At 53.2% G+C, this 24,224-nt stretch carries 23 protein-coding genes; 15 read left to right on the top strand and 8 right to left on the bottom strand.

Annotated features, from left to right (window positions below):
* Positions 1–122: 122 nt before the first annotated feature.
* Positions 123–440: a protein YxiS gene (gene yxiS, locus ACY1JZ_RS05175; RefSeq protein ID WP_462628339.1), complete on the bottom strand. Its 318-nt coding sequence runs from the start codon at positions 438–440 to the stop codon at positions 123–125.
* 60 nt (positions 441–500) lie between these two features.
* Here yxiS and ACY1JZ_RS05170 point away from each other — a divergent pair, with 60 nt between their 5' ends.
* Positions 501–827 carry a thioredoxin family protein gene (locus ACY1JZ_RS05170; protein WP_462628338.1) on the top strand — a complete coding sequence of 109 codons (327 nt, stop codon included), beginning with the start codon at positions 501–503 and terminating at the stop codon, positions 825–827.
* 112 nt (positions 828–939) lie between these two features.
* Here the strand turns inward: ACY1JZ_RS05170 and ACY1JZ_RS05165 are convergent, their stop codons facing one another.
* The gene (locus ACY1JZ_RS05165; RefSeq protein WP_462628337.1) at positions 940–1,281 is read right to left on the bottom strand and encodes a TFIIB-type zinc ribbon-containing protein; all 342 of its coding nucleotides are present in this window, start codon (positions 1,279–1,281) and stop codon (positions 940–942) included.
* A gap of 234 nt (positions 1,282–1,515) precedes the next feature.
* On the opposite strand from ACY1JZ_RS05165, the gene ACY1JZ_RS05160 reads away from it, so the two are divergent.
* The gene (locus ACY1JZ_RS05160; RefSeq protein WP_462628336.1) at positions 1,516–1,953 is read left to right on the top strand and encodes a Fur family transcriptional regulator; all 438 of its coding nucleotides are present in this window, start codon (positions 1,516–1,518) and stop codon (positions 1,951–1,953) included.
* 128 nt (positions 1,954–2,081) lie between these two features.
* Here the strand turns inward: ACY1JZ_RS05160 and ACY1JZ_RS05155 are convergent, their stop codons facing one another.
* The 3 genes from ACY1JZ_RS05155 to ACY1JZ_RS05145 all read right to left on the bottom strand — a co-directional run bounded on the left by ACY1JZ_RS05155 (position 2,082) and on the right by ACY1JZ_RS05145 (position 4,303).
* On the bottom strand, positions 2,082–2,447 hold the full coding sequence (locus tag ACY1JZ_RS05155) for a DUF1516 family protein (RefSeq protein ID WP_270170610.1): 366 nt from the start codon (positions 2,445–2,447) through the stop codon (positions 2,082–2,084).
* A gap of 166 nt (positions 2,448–2,613) precedes the next feature.
* Complete coding sequence (gene chrS / locus ACY1JZ_RS05150) at positions 2,614–3,093, bottom strand: chromate efflux transcriptional regulator ChrS (RefSeq protein WP_270172446.1); 480 nt, start codon at positions 3,091–3,093, stop codon at positions 2,614–2,616.
* Positions 3,094–3,655: 562 nt separating this feature from the next.
* Positions 3,656–4,303, bottom strand: coding sequence for an acyl-CoA thioesterase (locus ACY1JZ_RS05145; protein ID WP_462628335.1), 648 nt, complete (start codon positions 4,301–4,303; stop codon positions 3,656–3,658).
* Positions 4,304–4,445: 142 nt separating this feature from the next.
* On the opposite strand from ACY1JZ_RS05145, the gene ACY1JZ_RS05140 reads away from it, so the two are divergent.
* The 4 genes from ACY1JZ_RS05140 (at position 4,446) to ACY1JZ_RS05125 (ending at position 8,665) form a co-directional block, all read left to right on the top strand.
* Entirely contained in the window at positions 4,446–5,348 is a 903-nt protein-coding gene (locus ACY1JZ_RS05140) for a LysR family transcriptional regulator (RefSeq protein ID WP_462628334.1), read from the top strand.
* 321 nt (positions 5,349–5,669) lie between these two features.
* Entirely contained in the window at positions 5,670–6,785 is a 1,116-nt protein-coding gene (locus ACY1JZ_RS05135; RefSeq protein ID WP_462628333.1) for a polysaccharide deacetylase family protein, read from the top strand.
* A complete protein-coding gene (locus ACY1JZ_RS05130; RefSeq protein WP_270170618.1) occupies positions 6,785–7,582 on the top strand; it encodes a helix-turn-helix transcriptional regulator in 798 nt (265 codons plus the stop codon). The genes ACY1JZ_RS05135 and ACY1JZ_RS05130 overlap by 1 nt, the downstream gene beginning before the upstream one ends.
* A 117-nt stretch (positions 7,583–7,699) precedes the next feature.
* Positions 7,700–8,665, top strand: coding sequence for a proline dehydrogenase family protein (locus ACY1JZ_RS05125; protein WP_462628332.1), 966 nt, complete (start codon positions 7,700–7,702; stop codon positions 8,663–8,665).
* Positions 8,666–8,763: 98 nt separating this feature from the next.
* Here ACY1JZ_RS05125 and ACY1JZ_RS05120 read toward each other — a convergent pair whose 3' ends face one another.
* Together ACY1JZ_RS05120 and ACY1JZ_RS05115 are read right to left on the bottom strand one after the other, a co-directional pair.
* Positions 8,764–9,129 (bottom strand): carboxymuconolactone decarboxylase family protein, encoded by a 366-nt coding sequence (locus ACY1JZ_RS05120; RefSeq protein ID WP_270170622.1) that lies wholly within the window; start codon positions 9,127–9,129, stop codon positions 8,764–8,766.
* Positions 9,126–10,805 carry a thiamine pyrophosphate-binding protein gene (locus ACY1JZ_RS05115; protein ID WP_462628331.1) on the bottom strand — a complete coding sequence of 560 codons (1,680 nt, stop codon included), beginning with the start codon at positions 10,803–10,805 and terminating at the stop codon, positions 9,126–9,128. Before ACY1JZ_RS05115 ends, ACY1JZ_RS05120 begins: the two co-directional genes overlap by 4 nt.
* 282 nt (positions 10,806–11,087) lie before the next feature.
* On the opposite strand from ACY1JZ_RS05115, the gene ACY1JZ_RS05110 reads away from it, so the two are divergent.
* The 3 genes from ACY1JZ_RS05110 (at position 11,088) to msrA (ending at position 13,881) form a co-directional block, all read left to right on the top strand.
* On the top strand, positions 11,088–12,188 hold the full coding sequence (locus ACY1JZ_RS05110) for a DNA alkylation repair protein (protein WP_462628330.1): 1,101 nt from the start codon (positions 11,088–11,090) through the stop codon (positions 12,186–12,188).
* Positions 12,189–12,262: 74 nt separating this feature from the next.
* Complete coding sequence (locus tag ACY1JZ_RS05105; protein ID WP_462628329.1) at positions 12,263–12,697, top strand: VOC family protein; 435 nt, start codon at positions 12,263–12,265, stop codon at positions 12,695–12,697.
* 215 nt (positions 12,698–12,912) lie between these two features.
* A complete protein-coding gene (msrA, locus tag ACY1JZ_RS05100; RefSeq protein ID WP_462628328.1) occupies positions 12,913–13,881 on the top strand; it encodes a peptide-methionine (S)-S-oxide reductase MsrA in 969 nt (322 codons plus the stop codon).
* A 280-nt stretch (positions 13,882–14,161) separates the two neighbouring features.
* Here the strand turns inward: msrA and ACY1JZ_RS05095 are convergent, their stop codons facing one another.
* The gene (locus ACY1JZ_RS05095) at positions 14,162–14,476 is read right to left on the bottom strand and encodes a hypothetical protein (RefSeq protein WP_270170632.1); all 315 of its coding nucleotides are present in this window, start codon (positions 14,474–14,476) and stop codon (positions 14,162–14,164) included.
* A gap of 261 nt (positions 14,477–14,737) precedes the next feature.
* On the opposite strand from ACY1JZ_RS05095, the gene ACY1JZ_RS05090 reads away from it, so the two are divergent.
* The 6 genes from ACY1JZ_RS05090 (at position 14,738) to ACY1JZ_RS05065 (ending at position 24,103) form a co-directional block, all read left to right on the top strand.
* Positions 14,738–16,453 (top strand): ABC transporter ATP-binding protein, encoded by a 1,716-nt coding sequence (locus ACY1JZ_RS05090; RefSeq protein WP_270170634.1) that lies wholly within the window; start codon positions 14,738–14,740, stop codon positions 16,451–16,453.
* 425 nt (positions 16,454–16,878) lie between these two features.
* Positions 16,879–18,657 carry a sensor histidine kinase gene (locus ACY1JZ_RS05085; protein ID WP_462628327.1) on the top strand — a complete coding sequence of 593 codons (1,779 nt, stop codon included), beginning with the start codon at positions 16,879–16,881 and terminating at the stop codon, positions 18,655–18,657.
* The gene (locus ACY1JZ_RS05080; protein WP_270170638.1) at positions 18,658–20,184 is read left to right on the top strand and encodes a response regulator transcription factor; all 1,527 of its coding nucleotides are present in this window, start codon (positions 18,658–18,660) and stop codon (positions 20,182–20,184) included.
* A 283-nt stretch (positions 20,185–20,467) separates the two neighbouring features.
* Positions 20,468–21,427 carry an ABC transporter permease gene (locus ACY1JZ_RS05075; RefSeq protein WP_462628326.1) on the top strand — a complete coding sequence of 320 codons (960 nt, stop codon included), beginning with the start codon at positions 20,468–20,470 and terminating at the stop codon, positions 21,425–21,427.
* A 32-nt stretch (positions 21,428–21,459) separates the two neighbouring features.
* Positions 21,460–22,344: a carbohydrate ABC transporter permease gene (locus ACY1JZ_RS05070; protein WP_270172448.1), complete on the top strand. Its 885-nt coding sequence runs from the start codon at positions 21,460–21,462 to the stop codon at positions 22,342–22,344.
* A gap of 76 nt (positions 22,345–22,420) precedes the next feature.
* Positions 22,421–24,103, top strand: coding sequence for an ABC transporter substrate-binding protein (locus tag ACY1JZ_RS05065; protein ID WP_462628325.1), 1,683 nt, complete (start codon positions 22,421–22,423; stop codon positions 24,101–24,103).
* The last annotated feature ends 121 nt before the right edge of the window (positions 24,104–24,224 follow it).

Here is a 24,224-nt window from a genome sequence, read left to right as displayed (position 1 = left end):
GAATAGAAGGGCAGCCCCGGATGACAGAGATGTCTGCGGGGCTGCCCTTATTCAATGTTCATCGCTTACTGATCAAGATATCGACAGCCGCTTACCCTTGTGAAGTATCCATGCCGAAGCCGCTACAACGGCCTGTTGGCTTGCCGCTTGGCGATCTCCTCTGTAACCACGAAGGCCAGATCTTCGTTGCCGTACAAGGCAAGCACGCCAAGAAGAGTCTCATCGGGGATCGGTCCAGCCTCCTCCTTGGGCACCGTCTGCTCCAGCGCCTGCTGAAGTCTCGGGTTAGCAGGCTGACTAGGGTAGGCACGGCTATATAGCTCCTTGGGGTCCAGATCCTGATTGACACACCATTGGGCAAACACCAGAATCATCATCTGTTCATCCTGCTGATAGCTTTGGATGATCTGTTGCTCCAACTCTTTACGTGAAGACGACATATAGAGCAAACTCCTTTATAATAGAATAACAAATGAATGGACAGATCGGAGAGAGACCTCATGCCCTTACAAGAAATCACAGAACAGCAGCTACGCCAGCGGCTCCATGCGATGCAGGGAACGGAGGCGGTGCTGTTCTATACGCCGCTATGCGGAACCTGCAAGCTGGCGGAGCGGATGCTGGAGGTTATCCAGGCGACATCCGCGGCGCTGCCGCTGTATAAGCTGAACATTCATTTCGCGCCCGAGCTGCGCAGCGAATGGCAGATTGCCAGTGTCCCCTGTCTGGTCGTACTGGAGCGGCAGGACATTCGAGCTAAGGTCTATGCGCTGCACTCCGTAGACTATATCTATCATTTGCTTAAACAGTCATCTGCTGGGGAGTAGCTGATCCGGTTCTGACGGTGTTCCCCTCAGTTCCAGCCTCGGCTCAGGCCTTAGCCGCTGCTGCTCGGAGGCGTCAGTGCCCGGGCTTGCCGGGTAGACGGAAGATGCGACATTATTCAAACAGCGCGCTAATCGTGTGAATGGCGTTTTTTTTGCCGCTGCCGGCATATCTGCTAATATACTCGTTACTATAGTTGTTTCTATATGCTCCGTGATCGTATGAGGTTTGGCGGTAGCCGAGGGGCTTGGCGGTTGTTGTTATCGTCTTGTGGCGCTGCTCCTGCTCCGCCTGCCATTGGGTGAACGGCTCGTCCATCTCGCGCAGCTCAGCGAGCAGTGCCTCGACGTACTCACGCGCTAGCCATATCCCCCGGCAGGAGGGACACACGCCATACTGAATTTCGTCTTTTTCCATCTCATGCATAGTCACATTGTCGCACACCGGACAGTTCATCTTGCGTCATCCTCCAACGATGAATGAAGTTATAGGTCTATAATTCTACTTCATTGTACAAAAGTTGACTCAGCTCCGCAACAGCGCTGTGAACCCTTCACAGAATCGTAGAGAGTCTTACGTCTAACGGCAGTCCGTTGTGGCGCTGGAGACGGGTAGTCAGCCTCACTTGACAATTCGTTCGGGTTTATCGACAATAAGAATTAACGACACTAGTTAAATGAGGGAATAAAGATGACAACGAGCGATAAAGTAGAAGATATGATCGCTGTAATGTCCCGCAGCGGTTGGAGAATTACCGACCAGCGGCGCACGCTTGCCAAGATTTTTGCCGATGCGGAGGGCTTCCTCTCCCCTAAGGACGTGTATGATCTGATGAAGGATAAATATCCGGGCGTCAGCTTTGATACGGTGTACCGGAACTTGCGAATGCTGAGCGAGATGGGGGCGCTGGAGCAGTTCTATTTCATGGAGGGCGGCTTGAAATTCAAGGGGAGCTGCTTCAAGCATCATCATCACCATCTGATCTGCCTGGAATGCGAGAAGACCTTCACCTTTGATTACTGCCCAATGAAGCAGGAGATGGATCTGCCGGGAAGCTTCAAGATTATGAATCATCGCTTTGAAATCTACGGTATGTGCGGAGAATGTCAGCAGCAGGCGGATAGCTGATAATTACACGGAACGAAACAGGGAGCATCCCGGCTGACTAAGCCAGGGTGCTCCCTTGTTGTGGTGCGGACTTTTGAAGAACACACCTAGCCTTCAGAAGGCCTCATGCTTGTCCGCCAAGCGGCGGGCTAGAAGGAGATAACACCGTAGCCCATAAGCACGATAAGCACGAGCAGCACGAGCATTACGCCCCAAAATACGCCTGTGCTTTCCCTGCGCTTGGTGCGTCCGATGATCGCTTCCATCATGCCGATCATAACTACAGCCAGTACAGCCTTGATAATGTACATTAGAGGGAAGGAGAGTCCAAACAGCATCCCTCCGCCGGAGACGAGCATGATGACGTAGAACAGACGCAGCACCATGCCGACAATCTTGGCTCCTCTCTCCTTGCCGCTCTTGGCGAGCAGGAAGGTGATCAGGAACACCAGCACCAGGATTGCCCAAGAGCCAATGTGTGATTGATAGAAAATGTTGAACAACTTGTCAGACATAAATAAGCTCCCTTCATTTGTCTTCAGATAGGCATCTACCTTATTATACTTATTATTTTATTAAATTGCACAATAAAGAAAGTGATTTTTAAATATTGTCATAATAAAGGTCATAAGGTAAGGCGCCTCATACAAAGGAGGGAGCGGGCTCCCTCCTTATCAAAGCCTATAGACGCATCCCCATGCGACTTTTGTACCGCGTAATAAGCACCTGACAATCGACGCTGCGAATGCCTGGCATCGCATATAGCTGCTCCTTTAAAAAGCTCTCCATCGCCTCATTGTCTGCAAATAGTCCGTGCATGTGAAGCTTGCTCGGCCCGGTCATATGGTAGAGGCTGGTGATCGCAGAATTCTCGGCTAATTGACTGGCGACCTCCTGTAGAAATCTAGGCTCAACTTCTACATTGAAAAACGCTGACACCTGTAATCCGATTTTTTCGGGATGGATGACGGCTGTAAAGTGCTCAATGACCCCCTGCTCGATAAGAGTGTTGATTCGGGCTTGCACGGCTACACGGGAGAGGCCGATTTCTTTGGCCAGGTCCGTGTAAGAAATTCTTCCGTTGGTGCTCAGGACAGACATAATTTTCCGATCATAGTCGTCCACAGTGAAGGAGGACCCCCCAGCAGCTCTAGACTGCATCATCCGTTCTACACTCCTTTTTGTATGATCTGCTATATTCAAATCTATCATAATGCCAAAATAGACGCTTTTCAACAACTGAGATTGGTATTCATAGACTGAACATAGAGATATGTAAAAATATGTAACATGGATAAGCAGGTTCTGTACATACTGCTCCCTACTTGTGAGCATGTCACGTGCACGCTTGAGTAGAAAAGCATGAAAATGTAAGCTGGATCACAGAAAGGGTCCAACCGTTCCTGTATAGTGAAGGCTGCGAGCAACATAGCTGCTCAGGGCGATCTGGCAGGCGAACATGAGAGATAGACAGGATTGAAGTCAACGCTTCTCGCAAGTGGAGGACGTAGAGGAATAAGCAAGGTCATCGAGGCTGTGGAAGTTAGTGTGCCTGTGGCATGGTGGTGGCAGGGGAAGACGCCTGCCTGCTGTGCCCGCCGCGCATAGAGAGCATAGAGGGGCAACTGGCGATTGGATCAGAATGGATTGGATGGGAGCAGCGGCAAGGATTGCTATTCCCGGCCGCTGTTGTTATACATGAGTAACCGAGACAGTCAGCAGGTTACCATTCTGCCTCCCAGCCAGATGCGTAGCTGTTAAGCTGAGGCTGTTCATGCTCATGCTTATCCTCGGCAACGAGCTGGAGCAGGTTGGAGCGCGGGGTTTGGCCAAGCCGGTAGTCGGCTCCGAAATACGCTGCGAATTGCCGGCTTTCTTGCCGCCTGATCTTGCGCGCTGCCTTGCGGTCTGGGGCTGTCTCATACAAGCGTCGTTCTTCCTTCGTCTCCGGGTATACTCCTGGCACGACAGCCGGACGACCCGAGTCGTCGAGAGCGACGAAGGTGAGGAAGGAGGTGGCGCATACTTTGCGTTCTCCAGTCAGCAGGTCCTCGGTCACGACCCGCACGAAGATTTCCATGGAGGTATGATGCGTCCATGTAACGAAGGCGGACAAGCAGACCGCATCTCCCTTTTTAACAGGGTGCAGAAAGTCGACAGAATCGGTGGACGCTGTAACGACTGGCCGCCGCGCATGACGAGTAGCGGCAATGGTGGCTACATCATCAATATAGGCCATCAGTTTGCCGCCGAAGATGGTGCCGTGATGATTCGTATCGGGTGGCAGTACAATGGAGGCTTTAATCGTATAAGAGGCACTGGACGGCTTGGCAGAGCCAAGCGGCTCGGCAGTTTGAAGCGATCGGTTCATGCTGTTCCCTTCTTTCATCTAATCTCGCGTCATAAGCGCGTACAGTTGTTACAATTTATTGTACAGAACCGTGATATATAGGTAAAATACATATATAGAATAGTTTTCATTCCAAATCATTATAGGTGATGGGGTCGACATCATGGAAATCCGGCATTTGCACTATTTCTTGGCGGTTGCGCACTATGGAAGCTTTAGCAAGGCGGCTCAGCAGCTTCACGTCGCTCAGCCTACACTGTCGAAGATGGTCAGAGTACTGGAGACTGAGCTGGGCGTGGAGCTGTTCGACCGCTCGGCCAAGCGGATCGAGCTGACAGATGCGGGACGCTCGCTTATAAGCTCGGGACAGCGTGTCATTCAATCGATGGATCACCTGATGGCCGAGCTATCGGATGTGGTCAAGCTGAAGCGTGGCAGCCTGCGGCTCGGATTGCCTCCTATGGTGGGGGGGCATTTCTTTCCGGGAATCATTGAACGCTTTCATCAAACCTACCCTGATATACAGGTGTTACTGGAGGAGCATGGCGGGCGGCGGATTGAGGCGGCTGTGGAAGCGGGGGAGCTCGATGCCGGACTGGTGCTGTTGCCGGTCAATCGGCAGGAACGTTTTCATATGATGCCTTTCATAGAAGAGCCGTTACGGTGTGTATTGGATGCGCAGCATCCGCTTGCTCATCAATCATCGCTGGAGCTGCGAGAGCTGGCATCGGAGCGTTTTATATTATTTCGCGAGGAGTTTAATCTGCATCATCTCATTGTGGAAGCCTGCAAGGGTCAAGGCTATGAGCCGAACATCGTATTTCAGTCGTCGCAATGGGATTTTATGGTCGAGATGGTTGCGGCCAAATACGGCATTACGCTGCTTCCCAGCAGTGTATGTACGAGGCTGGACAGGACGCGCTATGCAGTCGTACCGTTGTCTGATCCACCGCTATACTGGCAGTTGTGCATGATCTGGAGCGGCAGCCGTTATACGAGCTATGCGACCAGAGAATGGATTGCCTTCATGGAGCGGGAGATTGCTCGCAGCCGCTTGCAGCCTTAACAGAAAAGTTTGCCCCCTTACATCCTTTTCTATGTATAATAGAGAAGGTTTCTTTTTGACTTCTATCCTATCATTAATAGATTGTACTGTACGAGAGAACAAGGCGGTTGCGAGCATAGAGCAGTATCCATCTGTGCTGCGAAGCGACTTGTTCAAGCCTCTGCAAATTGTGTGAACCATTTGTTCGTGCGTGTCGTCTACGTAATTGTAAGAGGCTTGCTTGAACATTTAGCTAACCATGCGATCTGTTGCCCGTTGCAGTCATGCAAGGTTTTGGCTGATATGAAGTTGCAAGAACACATGAATATCGGAGGTGTCTGTATGATGAGAAAGGGCATTATGGTTTCATTCATTCTATTGTTAATCAGCACAATCTTGATTTCTCATCCTTCACATGCCTCGCTAGGCAATGCCAGGTATTTTGGCGTGAATGATGAAAGGCTATCGTTCCCGGACACAGCCCCAGAGACGCATTCGGGCATCGCATTTGTACCTGTGCGCCCATTGGCTCAGGCTATGAATCTAACACTCGGAGCGAATGATGGGCAGGTTACGCTGTCCAAGGGCACCACGGTCATCAAGCTGAACGCAAGCGACAACAAGGCCATTGTTGATCAGGGAAAAGAAGTCAAGCTATGGATGTTCACACGGGACGGACGCTTGATGGTGCCGTTTGCTTATATCACGCAATACTTCGGCTACAAGCTGACAACGCTGGCGGATGGGACACTGGCTCGCGCGACAAACAGCGAGGCAAAGCTGAGCAATGACAAGTTTGTGGAGAAGCATAAGGCGTTGGTGAAGAAGGAGGAGAGCGAGCGGAAGCTGCCGATCTACATCACGTTTGATGACGGACCTACTGCCCACACGAAGGAGCTGCTCGACATCCTGAAGAAATATAACGCCAAGGCGACATTCTTCATGCTCGGCAACAACATGGGCAAGCATCCCGATGAGCTGAAGCGGCTTGTAGCGGAAGGGCATAGTGCGGGGCTGCATGGCATGACTCATGTGAAGGATAAATTCTACAAGTCCCCGGATTCCGCGTTGAAGGAGATGAATGATGCAAGGGATAAGCTCAACAAGCTCACTGGCGTCGAAACCTCGCTGATCCGTTCGCCTTATGGCAGCAAGCCGTATCTGACGCAGAGCTATCGGGACAAGCTGGCGAAGGAAGGCTACCATTTGTGGGATTGGAACGTGGACAGCCTGGACTGGAAGCATCCGCGCAATCCACAGGCGATCTATGACGGGGTCGTCTCGGCTGTCAACAAGCTCAAGAAGCAAGGGACGACGCCGGTCATTCTGATGCATGACCAGGCGACGACGGTATCGATACTGCCTAAGCTGCTTGAGAGGCTGGAGGCAGAGGGCTACCGCTTTGAAGCGTTGACGAAGGATATGGAGCCGCTCAACTTCTGGAAGGATAAGCGATAATGAGGTCTGACATCACCTTTTATAGCCATCCTGAGTTGCCGTTTCTGGAACTCAAGGTGTGTGAATCGCTAGGCGTGTCCTATAAGAAGCACTTCCACGAGGAATGGTCGCTCGGGCTGATCGAGGAAGGGGATAGCGTCATCTGGTGCGATGGACAGGAAGTGTCTCTTGGCAGAGAGGATCTGCTGCTCATCCCGGCTCATATGCCGCATTGCTGCAATCCACGGCCGCATGAAGTATGGCGGTATCAGATGCTGTTCGTTCAGCCGCAGTGGATCGCCGGATTAGGGGTGGAAGACAGCAGCATGCAGTTCAAGCATCTTAGCGGGGAATCGAGCCATCTCCCTGCCAGGCTCATGCGTCAGTTGGCGCATGAGCTGCGGCGCGGAAGTACGGCACTCGCTCTGGAGATCACCGCTGTGCGGCTGTTTCGCAGGCTGTTCGTTGGGGAGGAGCATGATCGTGAGGAGGCTGCGGCGGTTCGCGCTGCGGACAGCCGTCATTCACAATCCATTCGTGCCTATCTGGAGGAATGCTATCTGCAAAAGGTGACTCTGGATGATCTGCAGCAGCTTACCGGACTGAGCAAGTTCAGGCTGATCCATCTGTTCAAGCGGGATCATCATGTGCCGCCGCATCTGTATCAGAACCTGTTGCGCATTAATTATGCGAAGCGGGAGCTGCGGAGGAGGAGGCCGATTGCTGAGGTCGCGCTGGAGGCGGGCTTCTATGACCAGAGCCATTTTACAAGATTGTTCAAGCAATGTGTCGGCGTGACACCCAGCCAGTATGTGTGAGCGGCGGGTGGTCTGCTGTGGATCTGAACGAGGCAGCAATTTTGTACAAGAGGGCTGTGCTGCGCCTATGCTACACTTCTCCTTAATGGCTACGGCCTATGGAAGGAGAAGATGAGCATGAACCCAACCTATGATTGGTTGTCTCCCGAGCAGGCGCGGCTATCCGCCGCACTCAAGGCAGTGGCGCGCAATCCGCGCCTGAAGGAGGAGATTCTGAAGACTCCCGCGCTGTACCGACTCTTGAGATTGGCGGCGTCACGATTCGTTGCGGGCGAGGATCGCGAAGCGGCGATGAGTGCTGGGCGGAGGCTGCTGGAGCAGGGCTACCGCATCTCGCTTGAATACATCGGTGAAAATACGGTCTCGACGAACCAGTGTCGACAGGCAGCAGATGAATTCAGCAGCCTCATCAAGATGGTGCCGGTGCCATGCCGCATCTCACTAGATCTGTCGCACATTGGTCTGGCGGTTTCACCAGCGCTTGCGCTTGAGCAGCTAGGGCGACTGGCGTCGGAGGCTACGCGGACAGGCAAGAAGATCTTTGTCAGTATGGAGGAATCTGCCAAGACAGATGAGATACTGACCGTATATAAGGAGGCGGCAAGCTGCCATCGCAATCTGGGCATCACGCTCCAGGCGCAGCTCCATCGCACCGAGCAGGATCTGGCGGAGCTGCTGGCGGTAGACGGCGAGATACGGATTGTGAAGGGAGCGTATGAGGAGCCGGCGCAGCTCGTGCTTCCACGCTCTACAGCGTTGAACGAGCGTTATGTGCGGCTGGTAGAGCGTGCGGTTGCGGCAGGTAAGCAGGTGTCTGCGGCGACTCATGATTCCCAGCTCGTGGAGCAGCTTCGCAAGCAGTTCGGCTCAACGATTGAATACGAGCTGCTCTACGGCATTCGTGGCGATCTCGGCGCAGAGCTGCTGGCACAGGGACTGCCGGTACGCATCTATCTGACGTATGGCAGCGAGTGGTATCTGTATCTATGCCACCGTCTGGCGGAGTATCCGCCCAATGTGTATGAAGCGTTGTCGGTCATGCTGGAGGAGCTTGCCCAGCCGTCGGGACTGCGTTATGGATGATGATCGTTAGTATAGTAGACTGCCCGGGGAGCTATGCCTGCATGGCTCCCGTCTTGGCAGACCTTGTTCCTCCCTTACATGTATACTGGGCTGCCAGGCTAGGGCTGCTTGAGAACAGACAGCAACACATGGAAAGCGGAGATGATGCGCGGAATGCCGACACATGGCGCAAGATGCAGCAGTACCCCCTTAATTTCCTCCACAGTCATGCCCACCTTGATCGCCATCACGTAATGGACACCAAGCTGATCATATTGTCCCATCGCGATGAGCGAGGACAGGATGGATATTTCCTTCCACTGCTCAGAGATCGTAGTACGCTGGAAGATGTCCCCGTAAGCATGACCCAATATATAGTCGGCCAGCTCCGGGAAATGCTCCTTAATCGGGGCTAATGCCTGGGTGCCGTACTCCCCGGATCGTTGGCTGAAATGCTCCATGCCGCTGTTCACTTGTTCTTTCATTGCAAACGCTCCTCTCGTTGGCTGCTTGCCAATTCATCCATATGAAGCACACGGTGGGCGGTGGGCGGAATCTCCGAGCGGTCGGTAATCAGCTCGATGACCGTGGTCTGTCTGGAATCCAGTGCCTGTCGCAATCCCGCCGCGAATTGCTCGGCGGTCTCGCAGCGAATGCCAGTTGCGCCAAGCGATTCAGCGAACATCGCCACGTCCATGGGCACCTCATACAATGTGCCATCCGTGCGCCCTGTTGTTTTCTGCATTCCCTTGAGCGCCATATCAAGCTGCATGTTGTTGACGACGATGAAAATAACCGGTAGACCCCGGCATACGCTGGTATGAATCTCGGCACCGAGCATCATGAAGCATCCGTCACCTGTGATGCACACGATGGTCTCATTTGGGGAAGCGGCTTTGGCTCCAATCGCCATGCCGATGGCATTGCCCATGCAGGCAAAGTAGGCGTCGAAGATGAAGCTGCCGGGCTTTTGAACGTTATACCATTTGACAGCATGAAAGCCGTGGCTGCCATCATCGACGAACAAGGTATGGTCGTATGGCAGCAACGAGCTCATCGTCTGTAGAACGGAGGCAAGAGACAGATCCGTCAGTTGAGGGAGAGGCTCGGCATAGGGCGTCGGCTGTGCGCTTGAATTGGAGGGCAGCGGTGCGGGTGAGCTGGGAAGCTTCCTTAGAAGGCCTTGCAAATTAGCGCGCAGGTCTCCGGTAACCGGGATGGTGTGAGAAGAGGATAGGATTTTCCCGACAAAGGTGGGATCAGAGTCGAATTGGAGGAGTGTCCTGGGATGATTCTCGGGCTTGAGGTTGCAGATGGTCATGTCGCTCAGTCGTGAGCCGAGAACAACATACAGGTCGCTGTGATTGAGCAAGCGGTCTCCATGCGCGCAGCCGCCGACTCCGATCGGCCCGTGGTATAGCGGATGATTCCAGACGATTGCTCCCTTCCCGCCCGGGGAGGTGACCACAGGAATCTGGCAGGTCTCGGCGAGCTGGAGCAGCTCTGAGTGCGCACCCGCCCGGTTGATGCCCTTGCCCGCAATGATGAGCGGACGCTCCGCATTGAGGATGGCTTGAATAGCGTGATCATGGTTGCCGAGGCTGACCAGAGGTTCAGGCTGAGGGAGATGGATCGAGCAGGAGGCCAGCTTCTCAGTCTGCACATCAAACGGCAGGCATAGATGGACAGGGCCTCGGACAGAACCAAACGCAAGCGAAAGGGCGTGAGTGACCAGGGTGCCAAAGTGATCGCCGCGCTCAACCAGCTTGCTATACAGCGTGGCGGGGCGAAACATCTCCGCCAGATCGGCCAGATACGATGAGGAGTCCTGGCATTGGGGGATGCCGAGCTCCTGTATGGACTGGTGGCCGGTAAGGAACAGCACCGGGAGATGATTGGCCTTGGCATGAGCAGCAGCCGTAAGCAGGTTGGTGCCTCCGGGGCCAGAAGTGCCGATGGCGACCCCGAGCTTCCCACTCTTGAGCGCATAGCCCGCTGCCTCAAAGCCTGAGCTTGCTTCATGTCGTCCGGGGATAAATTCAATACCGTAATCCACCATTTTCAGCACCACGGGACAGACCGATTTGCCAATGATGCCAAAGCTCCTGGTGACGCCCAGACTGCATAATGCTTCAGCCAAATAATCTGCTACTGATCTCATTAAGCTGCACCTCCTGAAGATGGTATACATACCGAATGCACAGTACTCTATTTGCAAGTGAATATATGGATATTACACATTTTGTAATTTTATGAAACATAAAATATAATTGTAAACGTTTACAATATATAGAAAATTAAAAGCTGACATAATATTGTCAAGTTTCATGTGCTATGATGGCGGAATAGAGAACTGCAGCTTTCATCTGTTGGTATGCGTAACATCACTAATATGGATAGCGCGTAGCTTGGGGGATGCCGTTCAATAAGAGGAGGGGGCCAGATGGCGGAGCCATTGAAGGCAGTGTACAACGTATCATTTTTGGAGGAGTTTGCAGACAAGGTGAAGCGGGCATGGGCGCCGTTCCCGGCCGAGCGATTTGTTGCGGAGGTAACGGCAGGGTCATGGGAGGAGCTGGAGCTGAAGGGCAGGATGCGTAAAATCAGCACCGTGCTGGGGGAGCATTTGCCAAAGGCGTATGAAGAAGCACTGTCCGTCCTCTATGCCATTGATGCTAGCTGTGTGGGTTTTCCCTACTTGTTCTTCCCGGATTTTGTGGAGGTATACGGACAGGAGGAGCACAATTTCAATCTGTCGATGCAAGCCTTGGAGCGCTTCACCAGCAAGTCATCATCCGAGTTCGCGGTACGGCCTTTTTTGCTGCGTGATCCAGAGCGGATGATGCGCCAGATGAGCAACTGGGCGCAAAGCCGCGACGAGCATATCCGCAGGCTGGCAAGCGAGGGATGTCGACCCCGGCTTCCATGGGGACAAGCTCTGCCGATGTTCAAGCATGATCCCTCGCCGATCATCCCGATACTGGAGCAGTTGAAGTCAGATGTCTCGCTGTATGTGCGGAAGAGTGTAGCCAATAATCTGAACGACATTGCCAAGGATAACCCGGAGACTGTGCTCGATCTGGCAGCGGAGTGGCTCGGAAGCCATCCCCATACGGACTGGATCATGCGTCATGGCTGCAGGACGCTGATCCGCAAGGCTCATCCAAGGGCGCTGGAGTTGTTTGGCTATACCGCGGCAGATTCGAGTCAGGAACTGGCAGTGGCCGAGCTGACGGCTATGCCGAATACGATTGCGATCGGCGGGAGCTGTGAGCTATCCTACCAACTGCGTGTGCGGGAGGGGGAGCCGGTTCGGATTCGTATCGAGTATGCGATCGATTTTGTCAAGTCAGGGGGACGGGTCTCGCGCAAGCTGTTCTTGCTATCGGATAAAACCGTGGCAGGCGGGCATACGGTGCGCGGCGTCCGTCAGCATCGCTGGGCGAATCTGACCACGCGCCGCCACTATCCGGGCTTACACCGGATCGTACTCCTCGTGAACGGGAGGGAGCTGGCCGAGACATCGGTGATGCTGGAGGAATGAGGACTGGCATTCATCATGCTCCACAAGTTACAATATTATGGAAATGATTCTATTGTCTTGGAGGGGCGGCACGGATGAATTCAAATCTTACCTTTACACGTATTGGATACGCTTATGCGCCAACGACACATATCGACAGCTCGATCGAATGGTATACGAAGCATTTGCAATGTAAGCTGGTTCAAAAATTCGAGGATCGCGGCTCCATGATTGCTGTATTGCATTTTCCACATCTCCATTCGGCGGCGCTGCTGCTAGTGGAGACGGAAGATGATCGACCCTTGTATCTGGCGCGCAACGGCCGACCCTTTCCGATTCTGGCCTTCAACTGCCCGGACATCGAGGGTACGCACCGCCGACTGAAGCTTGGAGGAGTTGAGGTGGAGCCTTTGCAGTCGCTTGGAGAAGGAGAGGCCAAGTACTTTTATTTCCGCGATGACGCGGGCAATTACTTGGAGGCTGCCTGGTCAATCTGGGACCCGGAGGATGAGCTGCGCGAGCAGCAATAGCTGCAAGGACCAACACGCTACATGAGTGAAAGGCTATGTACTGTTATATGGCGAGCTGCCTTTGATTGCAGTGGGCTGTATCTGTGACTATAATGGAAGCAAGGAACATGAACAGCCAGGATGGCGCAGCCAGCCGCTCCAGCACGATACCGGTAAGGGAGCGGGTGTCCTGCGTCCTGCCTGCATCATAACGGCAAGAAAGCGGTGAAGTGAAGATGACAGAGTTAGAACAGAAAGGTCTGGAGCTGGCAACATTTGCAGGGGGATGCTTCTGGTGCATGGTTAAGCCGTTCGATGAGCAGCCAGGCATTGAGAAGGTCGTCTCCGGTTACATCGGCGGTCATACGGAGAATCCAACCTATGAAGAAGTATGCAGCGAGACGACAGGGCATGCTGAGGCCGTACAGATTACATTCGACCCGCAGCAGTTCCCCTATGAGAAGCTGCTCGGACTGTTCTGGCAGCAGATCGATCCGACCGATGCCGGCGGGCAATTCCATGACCGGGGCAATTCCTATCGCACAGCTATCTTCTACCATAACGAGCGCCAGCGGGAATTGGCTGAGCAGTCCAAGCGGGAGCTGGAGGACAGTGGGCGGTTTGATCGTCCGATCGTAACCGAGATTACGCCGGCCGGTGTCTTCTATCCGGCTGAGGATTACCATCAGCACTACTACAAGACGAACCCGCTCCGCTACAAAATGTACAGAAAGGGCTCGGGGCGTGATGCATTCATTAAGCAGCATTGGAGCTACAAGAAGGATGAGGCGCAACTGCGCGAACGACTGACACCGCTCCAATATGAAGTGACACAGAACAGTGCGACCGAGCCGCCATTTCGCAATGAGTTCTGGGACCACAAGGGTGAGGGAATCTATGTCGATATCGTCTCCGGCGAGCCGTTGTTCAGCTCCAGAGACAAGTTCGACTCCGGCTGCGGCTGGCCAAGCTTTACCCGACCGCTGCATGATGCCTCGATCGTCGAGGAGATGGATCTGACCCATGGAATGGTGCGTACCGAGGTTCGCAGCAAGGAGGGGGACTCCCATCTGGGTCATGTGTTCCATGATGGTCCTGCGCCGGGAGGGTTGCGCTATTGCATCAACTCTGCGGCATTGCGCTTCATTGCGAAGGAGGATCTGGAGAAGGAAGGCTATGGCGAGTACCGCTCTTGGTTAGACTGACGACTTAGGGCTTGGAAGGCGATTGACAGAGAGGGACTGCTAGCGTGACGCCATGGAGCGCTCATACGGCAGTCCCTTTTGAGATAGAAAGCCACTTAACTTTATTGCAGCTCGTAGCTTCTCCCAAGCTGATAGGCTCGCTCCAGCAGGCCGGTGATGTGCTCCGGGGAGCTGGATATCCGAATCTTCTCAACTATAGCTACAACTGACGAAGGCTCTCCTCATGGAGCGGACGGAACAGAATCCGAGGCCGAATCCAGAGAAGAGCCATGTGTCATACCTAGCGATAGACGAACAGAAACACATAGGAGAGCGACAGCACCCATAGCATGGGCAGTCCGTTAAATATGCGCGCCGCCTTGAATTTGTGCAGATGGTAGGTCAGCCAGCCGAATAGTGCGGCCAGACAGCCTACAAATGGATAGATCCAGATCAGCACATACAGCATCAACCGCCCGAATTGGCCGTTCGCTGGCGGCCCATCCACCAATATGCCCGACATCATTGCTGTCATGAACCATACGGGCACAAACAAAATATAAAGCAGTTGACATCCCCAAAGAATCAGTGCCGTATTTGTGTTTTTCATAGACAATTCAGGAGCTTCCTTTCCGTTAATTCCTGCCTACGCGCTAGACGCAGGACAGGGCAAGCCTCTGCAATATCATATACGAATTGGCCGTTGCGTTCAATAAGCTCAGCGAATTTGGCGGCTGGCGACAGCTTGGAAGTTGGCCTCAAGCAATAATGTCGGGTGCAGGGCAACAAAGTTTCTCTAGACCCACATTGCCAATTGATAGTATTCTATATGGGGGTAGTTGAGAATGATAATCAAATCATAGAAGGAGAGACAGAAATGATCCGCCGCTTTTTTATGTACTATCGGCCCTATAGGGGGCTGTTCATGCTTGATTTTGGTTGCGCCGTCATTGCTGGCTTGCTGGAGCTGGGCTTTCCGATGGCTGTCCAATATTTTGTGGACAAGCTGCTGCCTGATCAGAACTGGAGCCTGATTATTGCTGCCAGTCTGGCATTGTTGGCCATCTATGCGTTGAATACGCTGCTTCAGTATATTGTGAATTATTGGGGTCATATGCTGGGCATCAATATCGAGACGGATATGCGCAGGAAGCTGTTCGACCATATCCAGAAGCTGTCGTTCCGATTTTTCGACAATACGAAGACCGGTCATCTGATGTCACGGCTGACCAATGACATGATGCAGATCGGCGAGATGGCGCACCATGGCCCGGAGGATCTATTCATCGCCGTCATGACGCTGCTGGGTTCATTTACACTGATGCTGTTCATTAACTGGAAGCTGGCCGTGCTCACCTTTATCGTTATTCCGGTCATTATCTGGCTGGTCGTCTTCTTCAACAAGAAAATGACCAAGGCCATTCACCAGTTATTCAAGGACATAGGGGATTTCAATGCCAGGGTGGAGGACAATGTGGGTGGCATCCGCGTCGTACAAGCCTTCTCCAACGAAAAGTTCGAGAAGGAGCGGTTCAATGAGAACAATGGACGCTTCAGGCTGACTAAGCTCGTCTCCTACAAGCTGATTGCTCTCAACTCGTCCATCAGCTATATGCTGATGCGTTTTGTCAGCCTGTTCGTCATGGTATGCGGCACCTGGTTCGTCATCCGCGGCGAGCTGACGGCTGGTGAATTTGTCGGCTTCCTGCTGCTGACCAACGTGTTCTTCCGCCCGATCGAGAAGATCAATGCGATTATCGAGAGCTATCCGCAAGGCTTTGCCGGCTTCAAGCGCTATTGCGAGCTGCTGGATACTGAGCCGGATATTGCTGATGCGCCTGACGCCATCGAGGCGGCTCCGCTGCGGGATAGCATTCGGTATAGCAATGTAGCATTCGGCTACGAGAATGAGAGCAGCGTGCTGGGCAATATCAGCCTGACGATACACAAGGGCGAGACGGTCGCCTTCGTTGGCCCTTCGGGGGCAGGCAAGACTACGCTCTGCAGCCTGCTGCCGCGCTTCTATGAGGTCACTGGCGGCTCCATAACGATTGACGGGGTAGATATTCGCCAGATGAAGCTGGCTTCATTGCGCAAGCAGATCGGGATTGTGCAGCAGGATGTATTTCTGTTCGCGGGCACGATCCGCGAAAATATCATGTACGGCAAGCTGGATGCTGCGGAGGCGGAGGTATGGGAGGCTGCGCGCAGAGCGCGGCTGGACGACTTCATCCGTTCACAGCCGGATGGGCTCGAGACCGTCATCGGCGAGCGCGGGGTGAAGCTCTCCGGCGGACAGAAGCAGCGTCTGGCGATCGCCCGGATGTTCCTCAAAAATCCGCCGATTCTCATCCTGGACGAGGCCACTTCTGCGCTGGACACCGAGACAGAGGTAGCGATCCAGCAATCGCTGGCCGAGCTGTCCCAGGGCAGAACAACACTGGTTATTGCCCACCGTCTGGCTACGATTAAAAATGCCGACCGGATCATTGTTGTGACACCGGAAGGGATCGCTGAGGAGGGACGGCATGAGGAGCTGCTGGAGGTAGGCGGGCACTACAGTCGTCTGCATTACGCACAGTTCGGCACCTAGTCCACTCTCCATTCTCCATTCAAGATGAGCGACAAAGAGCAAGCCTGGGCAACCGTTGCCTTGGCTTGCTCTTTGTTATGGGCATGGCTGACGGGGTCGACGGAGACGGGGCGCGGGGCAGTCATTCGACTGCTGAAGGCTGGATACACCTCGCGCCCTCTATGAACAAGAGAGTTGAGAAAAGGAGAGTCATAAGGTATAGTCAAATTAATCCACCTTAATGAATACATTCCATACAAGGGTATGTCTTCAAATTAATCTCAGGTCGTCTTGCCCGGGACGATAATTCCATATAACTGCTCTCGCCACCCTGAGAAACAGGGACGGCGCAGTGTTATGTAATCGCCTTCATCTCGATGAGGCTGCTGTTTTATTCACGCTCTGTTGGTATGAAGTCTTCGTAGGAAAAGACAGGGGAGAGAGCATTGTTTAACGATGTGATTACTATACTAAACAACCTGAAGATGAGAACCAAGCTGTATCTATCCTTCATCATCGTCGTTTTTGTGCCGGTATGCATCACCGGGCTCGTCCTCTTGGGGGAGCTGAGGCTGCTAGCGATCAACAATGCAAGCGAGCAGACCGCAATCAATGTGGAGCGAATCAAAAAAAGAACGAGTGATGTCATCAATGTGACAATTGATGCAGCGTATCGCCTTACCAATGATAGTAAACTGACTCATGTGGTGAACAATCGCTACGAGTCTACCTATGAGGTTGTCAATGCTTATCGGGAATATCAGGATTTTAATGAAATTCTGCGGCTGTACAAGGAAATCAATAATATTCGCTTCTATATGGACAATCCGACCATGCTTGATAACTGGCAGTTTCTACAGCCTACAGAGCAGATTCGAAGATCGAGCTGGTACCAGCAGGCGGAAGGAAGCAGCTTCAGCAGTTGGCATTATATGCAGGATGAGCGGGACAAACAGCACTACTTGAGCCTGGTCAAAAAGATAAGCTTCAACGAGCGACGCACGAGCGGTATTCTGGTGCTGAACGTCAATATGGCGCTGCTGCGTGAGATCGTAAGCCAGGAGCCGTTCGAGACGATGATCGTCGATGATGGGGGCCGGATTGTGGCTGCCAATCGTCCCGGTCGGACCGGGCTGACAGTTGACGACATCGATTGGGACTATGATGTCATGCAGGAGGAGAGCGGTGTGTTCCAGTTCGTGCTGGAGGGCAGCAAATCCGAGGTCCGAGTTGAGCGATTGATGCCAGATAGCAGCGAGAACGGCCTGCGGATCATCTCGGTGTTCGCGATAGATACGATCATGCAGGATGTGAACCGGATTAATAAGCTGGTCTTTGTCGTTATTACCGTGAGCCTCATCGTCGCCATCGCGCTCATCCACACCTTCTCCGCATTGCTATCCTCGCGCATGCTGCGACTGAGCAAGCAGATGACCCGTGTTGGCACGGGCAACCTGAAATCGGTTATGGAGATCGACGGTTATGACGAGATCGGACAGCTCTCCAGACACTTCAATGCGATGGTTGCCAATATTCAGGAGCTCATGGCGGAGGTAGGGGAGTCCAATCGGCAGAAAAGACTGCTGGAAGCCAAGCAAAGTGAAATTCGGTTCAAAATGATGGCGAGCCAGATTCATCCTCATTTTTTATTTAATGCATTGGAATCGATTCGGATGAAGGCTCACTTGAAGGGAGAGAAGGAAATTGCCCGTGTCGTCCGACTGCTCGGCAAGCTGATGCGTCGCAATCTGGAGGTAGGCAAACGGTACATTACGATCGCTGAAGAATTGAATATGGTCAGTTGTTATCTGGATATTCAAATGTTCCGCCATGAGGATCGCCTCCATTATGCATTGCTCATGGACCCAGAGGTTGCTGACGTGGAGCTGCCGCCGCTTATCATTCAACCGCTTGTTGAGAATGCCGTACTGCATGGACTGGAGAACAAGGTGGGCAGCGGAAGCGTGACTGTCCGGGCGGTTGCTATGAAGGACGATGTGCTGGTTGAGGTCAGTGATGATGGCGTTGGCATGGAGCCTGCCTTAGTACAGCGGCTTGAGGAGGCATTCGCTGGTTTGAATGAGGAGGAGCATAGCCGGATTGGCATGATGAATGTCCATTTGAGACTGGTGCTGTCCTACGGCCCGGAGCATGGATTACAGATTGCCAGTGGGCAAGGAATGGGTACACGCATTCGGTTTACGATACCTAACAGGGGGAATTAAATGTATAAAGTGCTGGTGGTAGATGATGAGCGAATGATTAGGGAGGGACTGTGCAGCCTAATCGAATGGGAGGAATATGGCTACGTGGTGGCAGATACGGCCGCGAATGGCTTGGAGGCGATTGAAAAATGCAGCCAGGTGCAGCCAGACCTTGTCATTATCGACATTCGGATGCCAGGCATGAGCGGGCTTGAGGCGATCGCCGCTATGCGCGCGCAGGGCTTCAAGCGGCATGTACTCATATTAAGCGGGTATGCTGATTTCAACTATGCTAGACAGGCGCTTGAGCTGCGAATGGATGGCTACCTGCTCAAGCCGGTCGATGAGGAGGAGCTGATCGCCAATCTGCAGCGGCTGCGTGTAGAGCTGGACAGTGATCAGCAGCGGAGCGCCAGTGCGGTCGAGCTCGAGCAGGAGCGCTGCTTGCTTGCATGCTTAACAGGTCAGGAAGTGACGCTAGCCTTGAAGGAAGAGCCGGATTGGAAGCGGTATGAGCTGGTGCTGGTGCGGTTGCTGGCGCACGAGGAGCTGGAGGTGGATGCAGCGGCGGCGGCTTTCAAGCTTGAGCTATCGCGACTGCTCAAGCAGCGCGCAATCATGGTTCTGCTCGGGTCCAATCTCGTCATGCTGGTCGAGGAGGGTCAGCGCGGGCTGTACGAGCTGCTGGAGACGGCAGCCGCTACGGGCGGAGTGGAGATAACGGCTGTGTCAGGCGGTGTGGCAAGCTGCCGGGAAGAGGTAACGCGCTGCTATGAGCGTGCGCTGCAAGGAATGCGGAGGCGCTTCTTCCATCCGGGAGGGCGATTGATTGCCGTGGCGGAGCAGGAGGAGTGGAGAGGCAGAGAGCAGGAGGAGGACGGGGACGGGGACGGGGAGAAGCCAGTGGTCGAGGAGGAGGAGCTGATCAGCAAGCTATACCTTGCGCTGGATGCGGGCAACCCGGAGGCAGCCTATGCATTGCTGAAGGACGCAGGTGACCGTGTGGTTAGGAGTGGAGGCGGGGAGAATGAGCTCAAGGCTTGCTATATGCGCTGGATGAGCTCGGTACTCGGCAAGCTGGGGCAGAGCAGTGTGGAGCTGCGCCAGCAGCGCTATGCGGATGAGCTGCTCGCTTTAACCAAGGAGTACCGTTATAGCAGATATATGGAACGGCTGGCGGTGCTGTTAAGCTCGCTCTGCAGCGAGCTGGACGGTCCAGCGAGCGACCGCCAGATGAAGAAGGTCATCGACCTGATCAAGCGGAACTACCGTGAAAACCTGAAGCTGGAGACGCTCGCCGAGCTGTATGGCTATAGTAGTGCCTATCTTGGCAAGCTGTTCAAGCAGACGGCAGGAGAGAGCTTCAACAGCTTCTTGGACAAAACTCGAATGGAGCAAGCCAAGGCACTGCTTCTCAAGGGGCTCAAGGTATATGAGGTCGCCGAGCAAGTCGGGTACACGCATGTGGATTACTTTCACAGCAAGTTCAAAAAGTATGTAGGTCTCTCCCCCTCGGAGTGGAAAAACGCCAATAGGACAAGTACATAATAGAGTACCTGCATGTGGTGGAGACTGTGTTTCTGGCAGCATAGAATCGTGAATTCGCGACTTATGGACACCGCTTCCAGTCGTTGACCCTTGTGACTCATTACATAGGATTTTCCAACAAGTCTAGATATTGAATCTAGGCTTTTTTGCAATAATATTCAATATATACTAGTATGTATTGTTGGTGTTGCTAATTTTTATATGATTTTTCATTTAATTATTCGGGTAGCTCTCCTGGCATTATGCGCGTACAATGTGGTACAGAGGCAAGAGGAGGGAAAGAATGAATGCGGTTACAGCGAAACAGCGCAACAATCTGAAGCCAGGTCGGTCAAGCCAGTTTTGGCGCGGGGTCATGCGCAACAAATATTTGTATTTGATGTCGCTTCCATTTGTCATCTGGACATTTGTATTCCACTATTTGCCACTCTGGGGCTGGACGATGGCTTTCCAGCGGTATCGTCCGAACAGACCGTTCTGGGAGCAGGAGTGGGTCGGACTCGATCATTTCATGACGCTCTTCTCGGATGATATGTTCTATCTCGTGCTCCGCAACACGCTGGCGATGAGCTTCATGGGATTGATTGCCGGCTTTACGATTCCGATCCTATTCGCCATTATGGTTAATGAGATTCGGGGCATGGTGTTCAAGCGTTTTGCCCAGACGGTATCCTACCTGCCGCACTTTGTCTCTTGGGTCGTCGTAGCGGGTATTATCAGCAAGATGCTATCCACCGATAACGGGGCGGTCAATGAGCTGCTGATGTGGCTTGGCATCATTAAGGAGCCTGTGCAGTTCATGGCTAAGGGAGAATGGTTCTGGGGAATCGTGACAGCCGCAGATGTCTGGAAGGAGACGGGCTGGAATGCGATCATCTATCTAGCCGCCATATCAGGTATCGGGCCGGAGCTGTACGAGGCAGCCAAGGTGGATGGTGCAAGTCGGCTGAGGCAGATCTGGCATATCACATTGCCCGGCATCCGCACCACCATCATTATTTTGCTAATCATGTCGATCGGTCATCTGATCAGCATCGGCTTTGAGAAGCAGTTTCTGCTTGGCAACAATCTGGTGAGCGACTATTCCCAGGTGCTTGATTTGTATGCGCTTAATTATGGCATCAGTATGGGACGCTTCTCCTTCGGTACGGCCATCAATATGTTCAATTCCATTGTCAGCCTCTTCCTGCTATTCACTGCCAACGGTATTTTTAAGCGGCTGACGAAAGAAAGCATTATGTAGGGGGGCTGCAAGTGAGGACACAAGCTGCAAGGATGAGAGCGTCGTCAGCCGACCGAATCTTCGATACCGTGGTTTATTCGATTGTAATCCTGGTAACGGTGGTGACGCTGTATCCGTTCCTGAACGTGCTGGCGCTATCACTGAATGATTCGACGGACAGTGTTCGGGGCGGGATTTCTATCTTTCCGCGCCAGCTAACCTGGCAAAACTATGAGATTATTTTTTCCTACCCCTCGTTGCTTACTGGCTTCAAAATCTCGGTACTCCGCACTCTGGTCGGCACATTGCTGGGTCTGGCGAGCGCATCGATGCTGGCTTACACACTGAGCCGTCCTGACTTCCAAGGCCGCCGCTTCGTTTCGATCTTTCTAGCGATGACGATGTATGTATCCGGCGGGATGGTGCCGATCTATATCCTGATCCGTGATCTGGGGATGATGAACAGCTTTGCGGTATATGTGCTGCCTGGGCTGGTGAGCGCCTTCAACGTGTTCGTGATCCGCTCGTTCATCGACGGACTGCCCTATGCGCTGCAGGAGTCAGCCAAGCTGGATGGGGCCAATGACTTCACGATTTTCTGGCGGGTCATCCTGCCCCTCTCGAAGCCGGCATTAGCGACGATTGCACTATTTCTCGCGGTCGGTCAGTGGAACTCCTGGTTTGACACGTATCTGTACAACGGCTCCAACGAAACGCTTACGACGCTGCAATTCGAACTGATGAAGGTACTTCAGAGCACGGACAGCGGAAATGGCGATTATCGAAGCACGAATATGACCCAGGTGCTGGCCCAGGTGTCGCCGGAATCGGTGAAGATGGCGATTACAATCGTGGTCACAGTGCCGATCCTGGTCGTGTATCCGTTCCTGCAGCGTTATTTCGTGAAAGGGATGACGCTTGGCGCTGTCAAAACCTGATGATGCATGAAGCTCATGATCAGAGGATGCTTCAGTTCGGCTGTGAAGGACAACAACAACTAAGGAGGAAGATGTAATGCCTAAGATGAAGAAATGGACAGCGATCGTGCTCGCGGCGACATTGGTCGGCGCTTTGCTGGCAGGCTGTGCCCAAAAAGAGCAGAAAGAACAGCAGCAAGAGAAAGCCGCAAGCAATGCACCGATCGTCATGACGTTCTATAGTGAGGACCCGAGCCCGAATTGGGCGGGTATGGAGGACGAGGTGGGTCGCGTCATTACCGAGAAGACAGGGATTAAGCTGAAGGCGGAATTTGCAGTCGGCGACGCGCAACAGAAATCAGCGCTGATCGCCTCAAGCGGAACGTTCCCAGATTTGATTAGCGCCAAGGGCAGCATTAATAAAATGGTCGATGCCGGCGGCATGCGGGATTTGACTGATCTGATCGAGGAGCATGGCCCGAATATTAAGAAGCTGTTCGGCAAGGAGATGAAGCGTCTGCGCTATAGTCTGGATGATCCATCGATCTATGTCATCCCGACCTATTCGGCGGTGGATAATGTGCCGTTCAAGGCGGAGGGCGGCTTCGAGCTCCAGCATCGTGTTGTTAAGGAGCTGGGCTATCCGACCATCCGCACAGTCAAGGATTTCGAAAACGCCATCAAGGCGTATCTGGAGAAGCATCCAACCGATGAGAATGGTAATCCCAATATTGGGCTGTCGCTCATTGCAGATGACTGGCGCATGTATATCTCTGTGACCAACCCGGCCTTCTACACGACTGGCGGACCCGATGATGGGGAGACCAATATCGACATTGACACCCAGAAGGTCACTTACCATTATCGTCGTCCAGCAGAGAAAGAGTATTTCCGCTGGCTGAACCATATGAACGCAGAGGGGCTGCTTGATAAGGAGAGCTTCGTACAGAAATCCGATCAATACAAGGCAAAAATTGCCAGCGGTCGCGTGCTCGGGCTGATTGATCAGCAGTGGGGCTATGACGACGGAGAGAAGGCGATCAAGAAAGAGGGCAAATTCGAGCATGGGTACGGACATTATCCGGTTACGTTGACGGAAGAGACCAAGGACACCTCCTATTGGCCAACCGGATTTATGGCGGGCTATGGCGTAGGCATCTCCGTGGATAACCCAGATCCTGTCGCTGCGATCAAGTTTCTTGATTTCCTGTGCTCGGAGGAAGGACAGGTGCTGGTGAACTGGGGAGTAGAAGGCAAGCACTATGTCGTCGAGGACGGCAAGCGCATCATCCCGGAGGACGTCATCAATCGCAAGGTGAATGATGCCGCGAAGTTCCAGCAAGAGTCGGGTATTGGGACATATATTAATATGGGCGGCCGTTATGGACATGGAGTGAAGGATTCCACGGGCAACTATTACACGACAGAGTTCCCTGAGCAGATTATTGCCGAGTATAACGAGGTGGAGAAGGAGACGCTCGCTGCCTATGGCGTATCGACCTGGATCGAGCTGTTCCCTAAGCCGGAGGAGTTCCCTGTTCGTCCATGGGGAGCAGCGTGGAATATACCGGTGCCAAGTGACAGTGAAGTGAGCATATTGCAGGAAAAATTGAAGAACATTACATGGAAGAGGATTCCACAAATCATCCTGGCAGCTCCATCTGAATTTGATAAGCTGTGGGATGAGTACATGGCCGAGCTGGAAAAGGCAGGCGTCGAGCGGATGGAGCAAGGATTTGAGAAATTTGTGAAAGACCGTGTGAAGCTGTGGAATGACTAGCCAGCCATAGCAGGCGCTGCCTGGCGGATGGGAATCGCCAGCAGAGCATAGTATAGCGATGGAATGGAAGGACGCCGTTTGGCTGGCCCTCAGGGGCTGCTGCCAAACGGCGTCTTAAGGT

Source organism: Paenibacillus sp. J5, from assembly GCF_054955055.1.
Note: the sequence above shows the minus strand (reverse complement) of the source record. Positions and strands in the feature narration are given on the sequence as shown.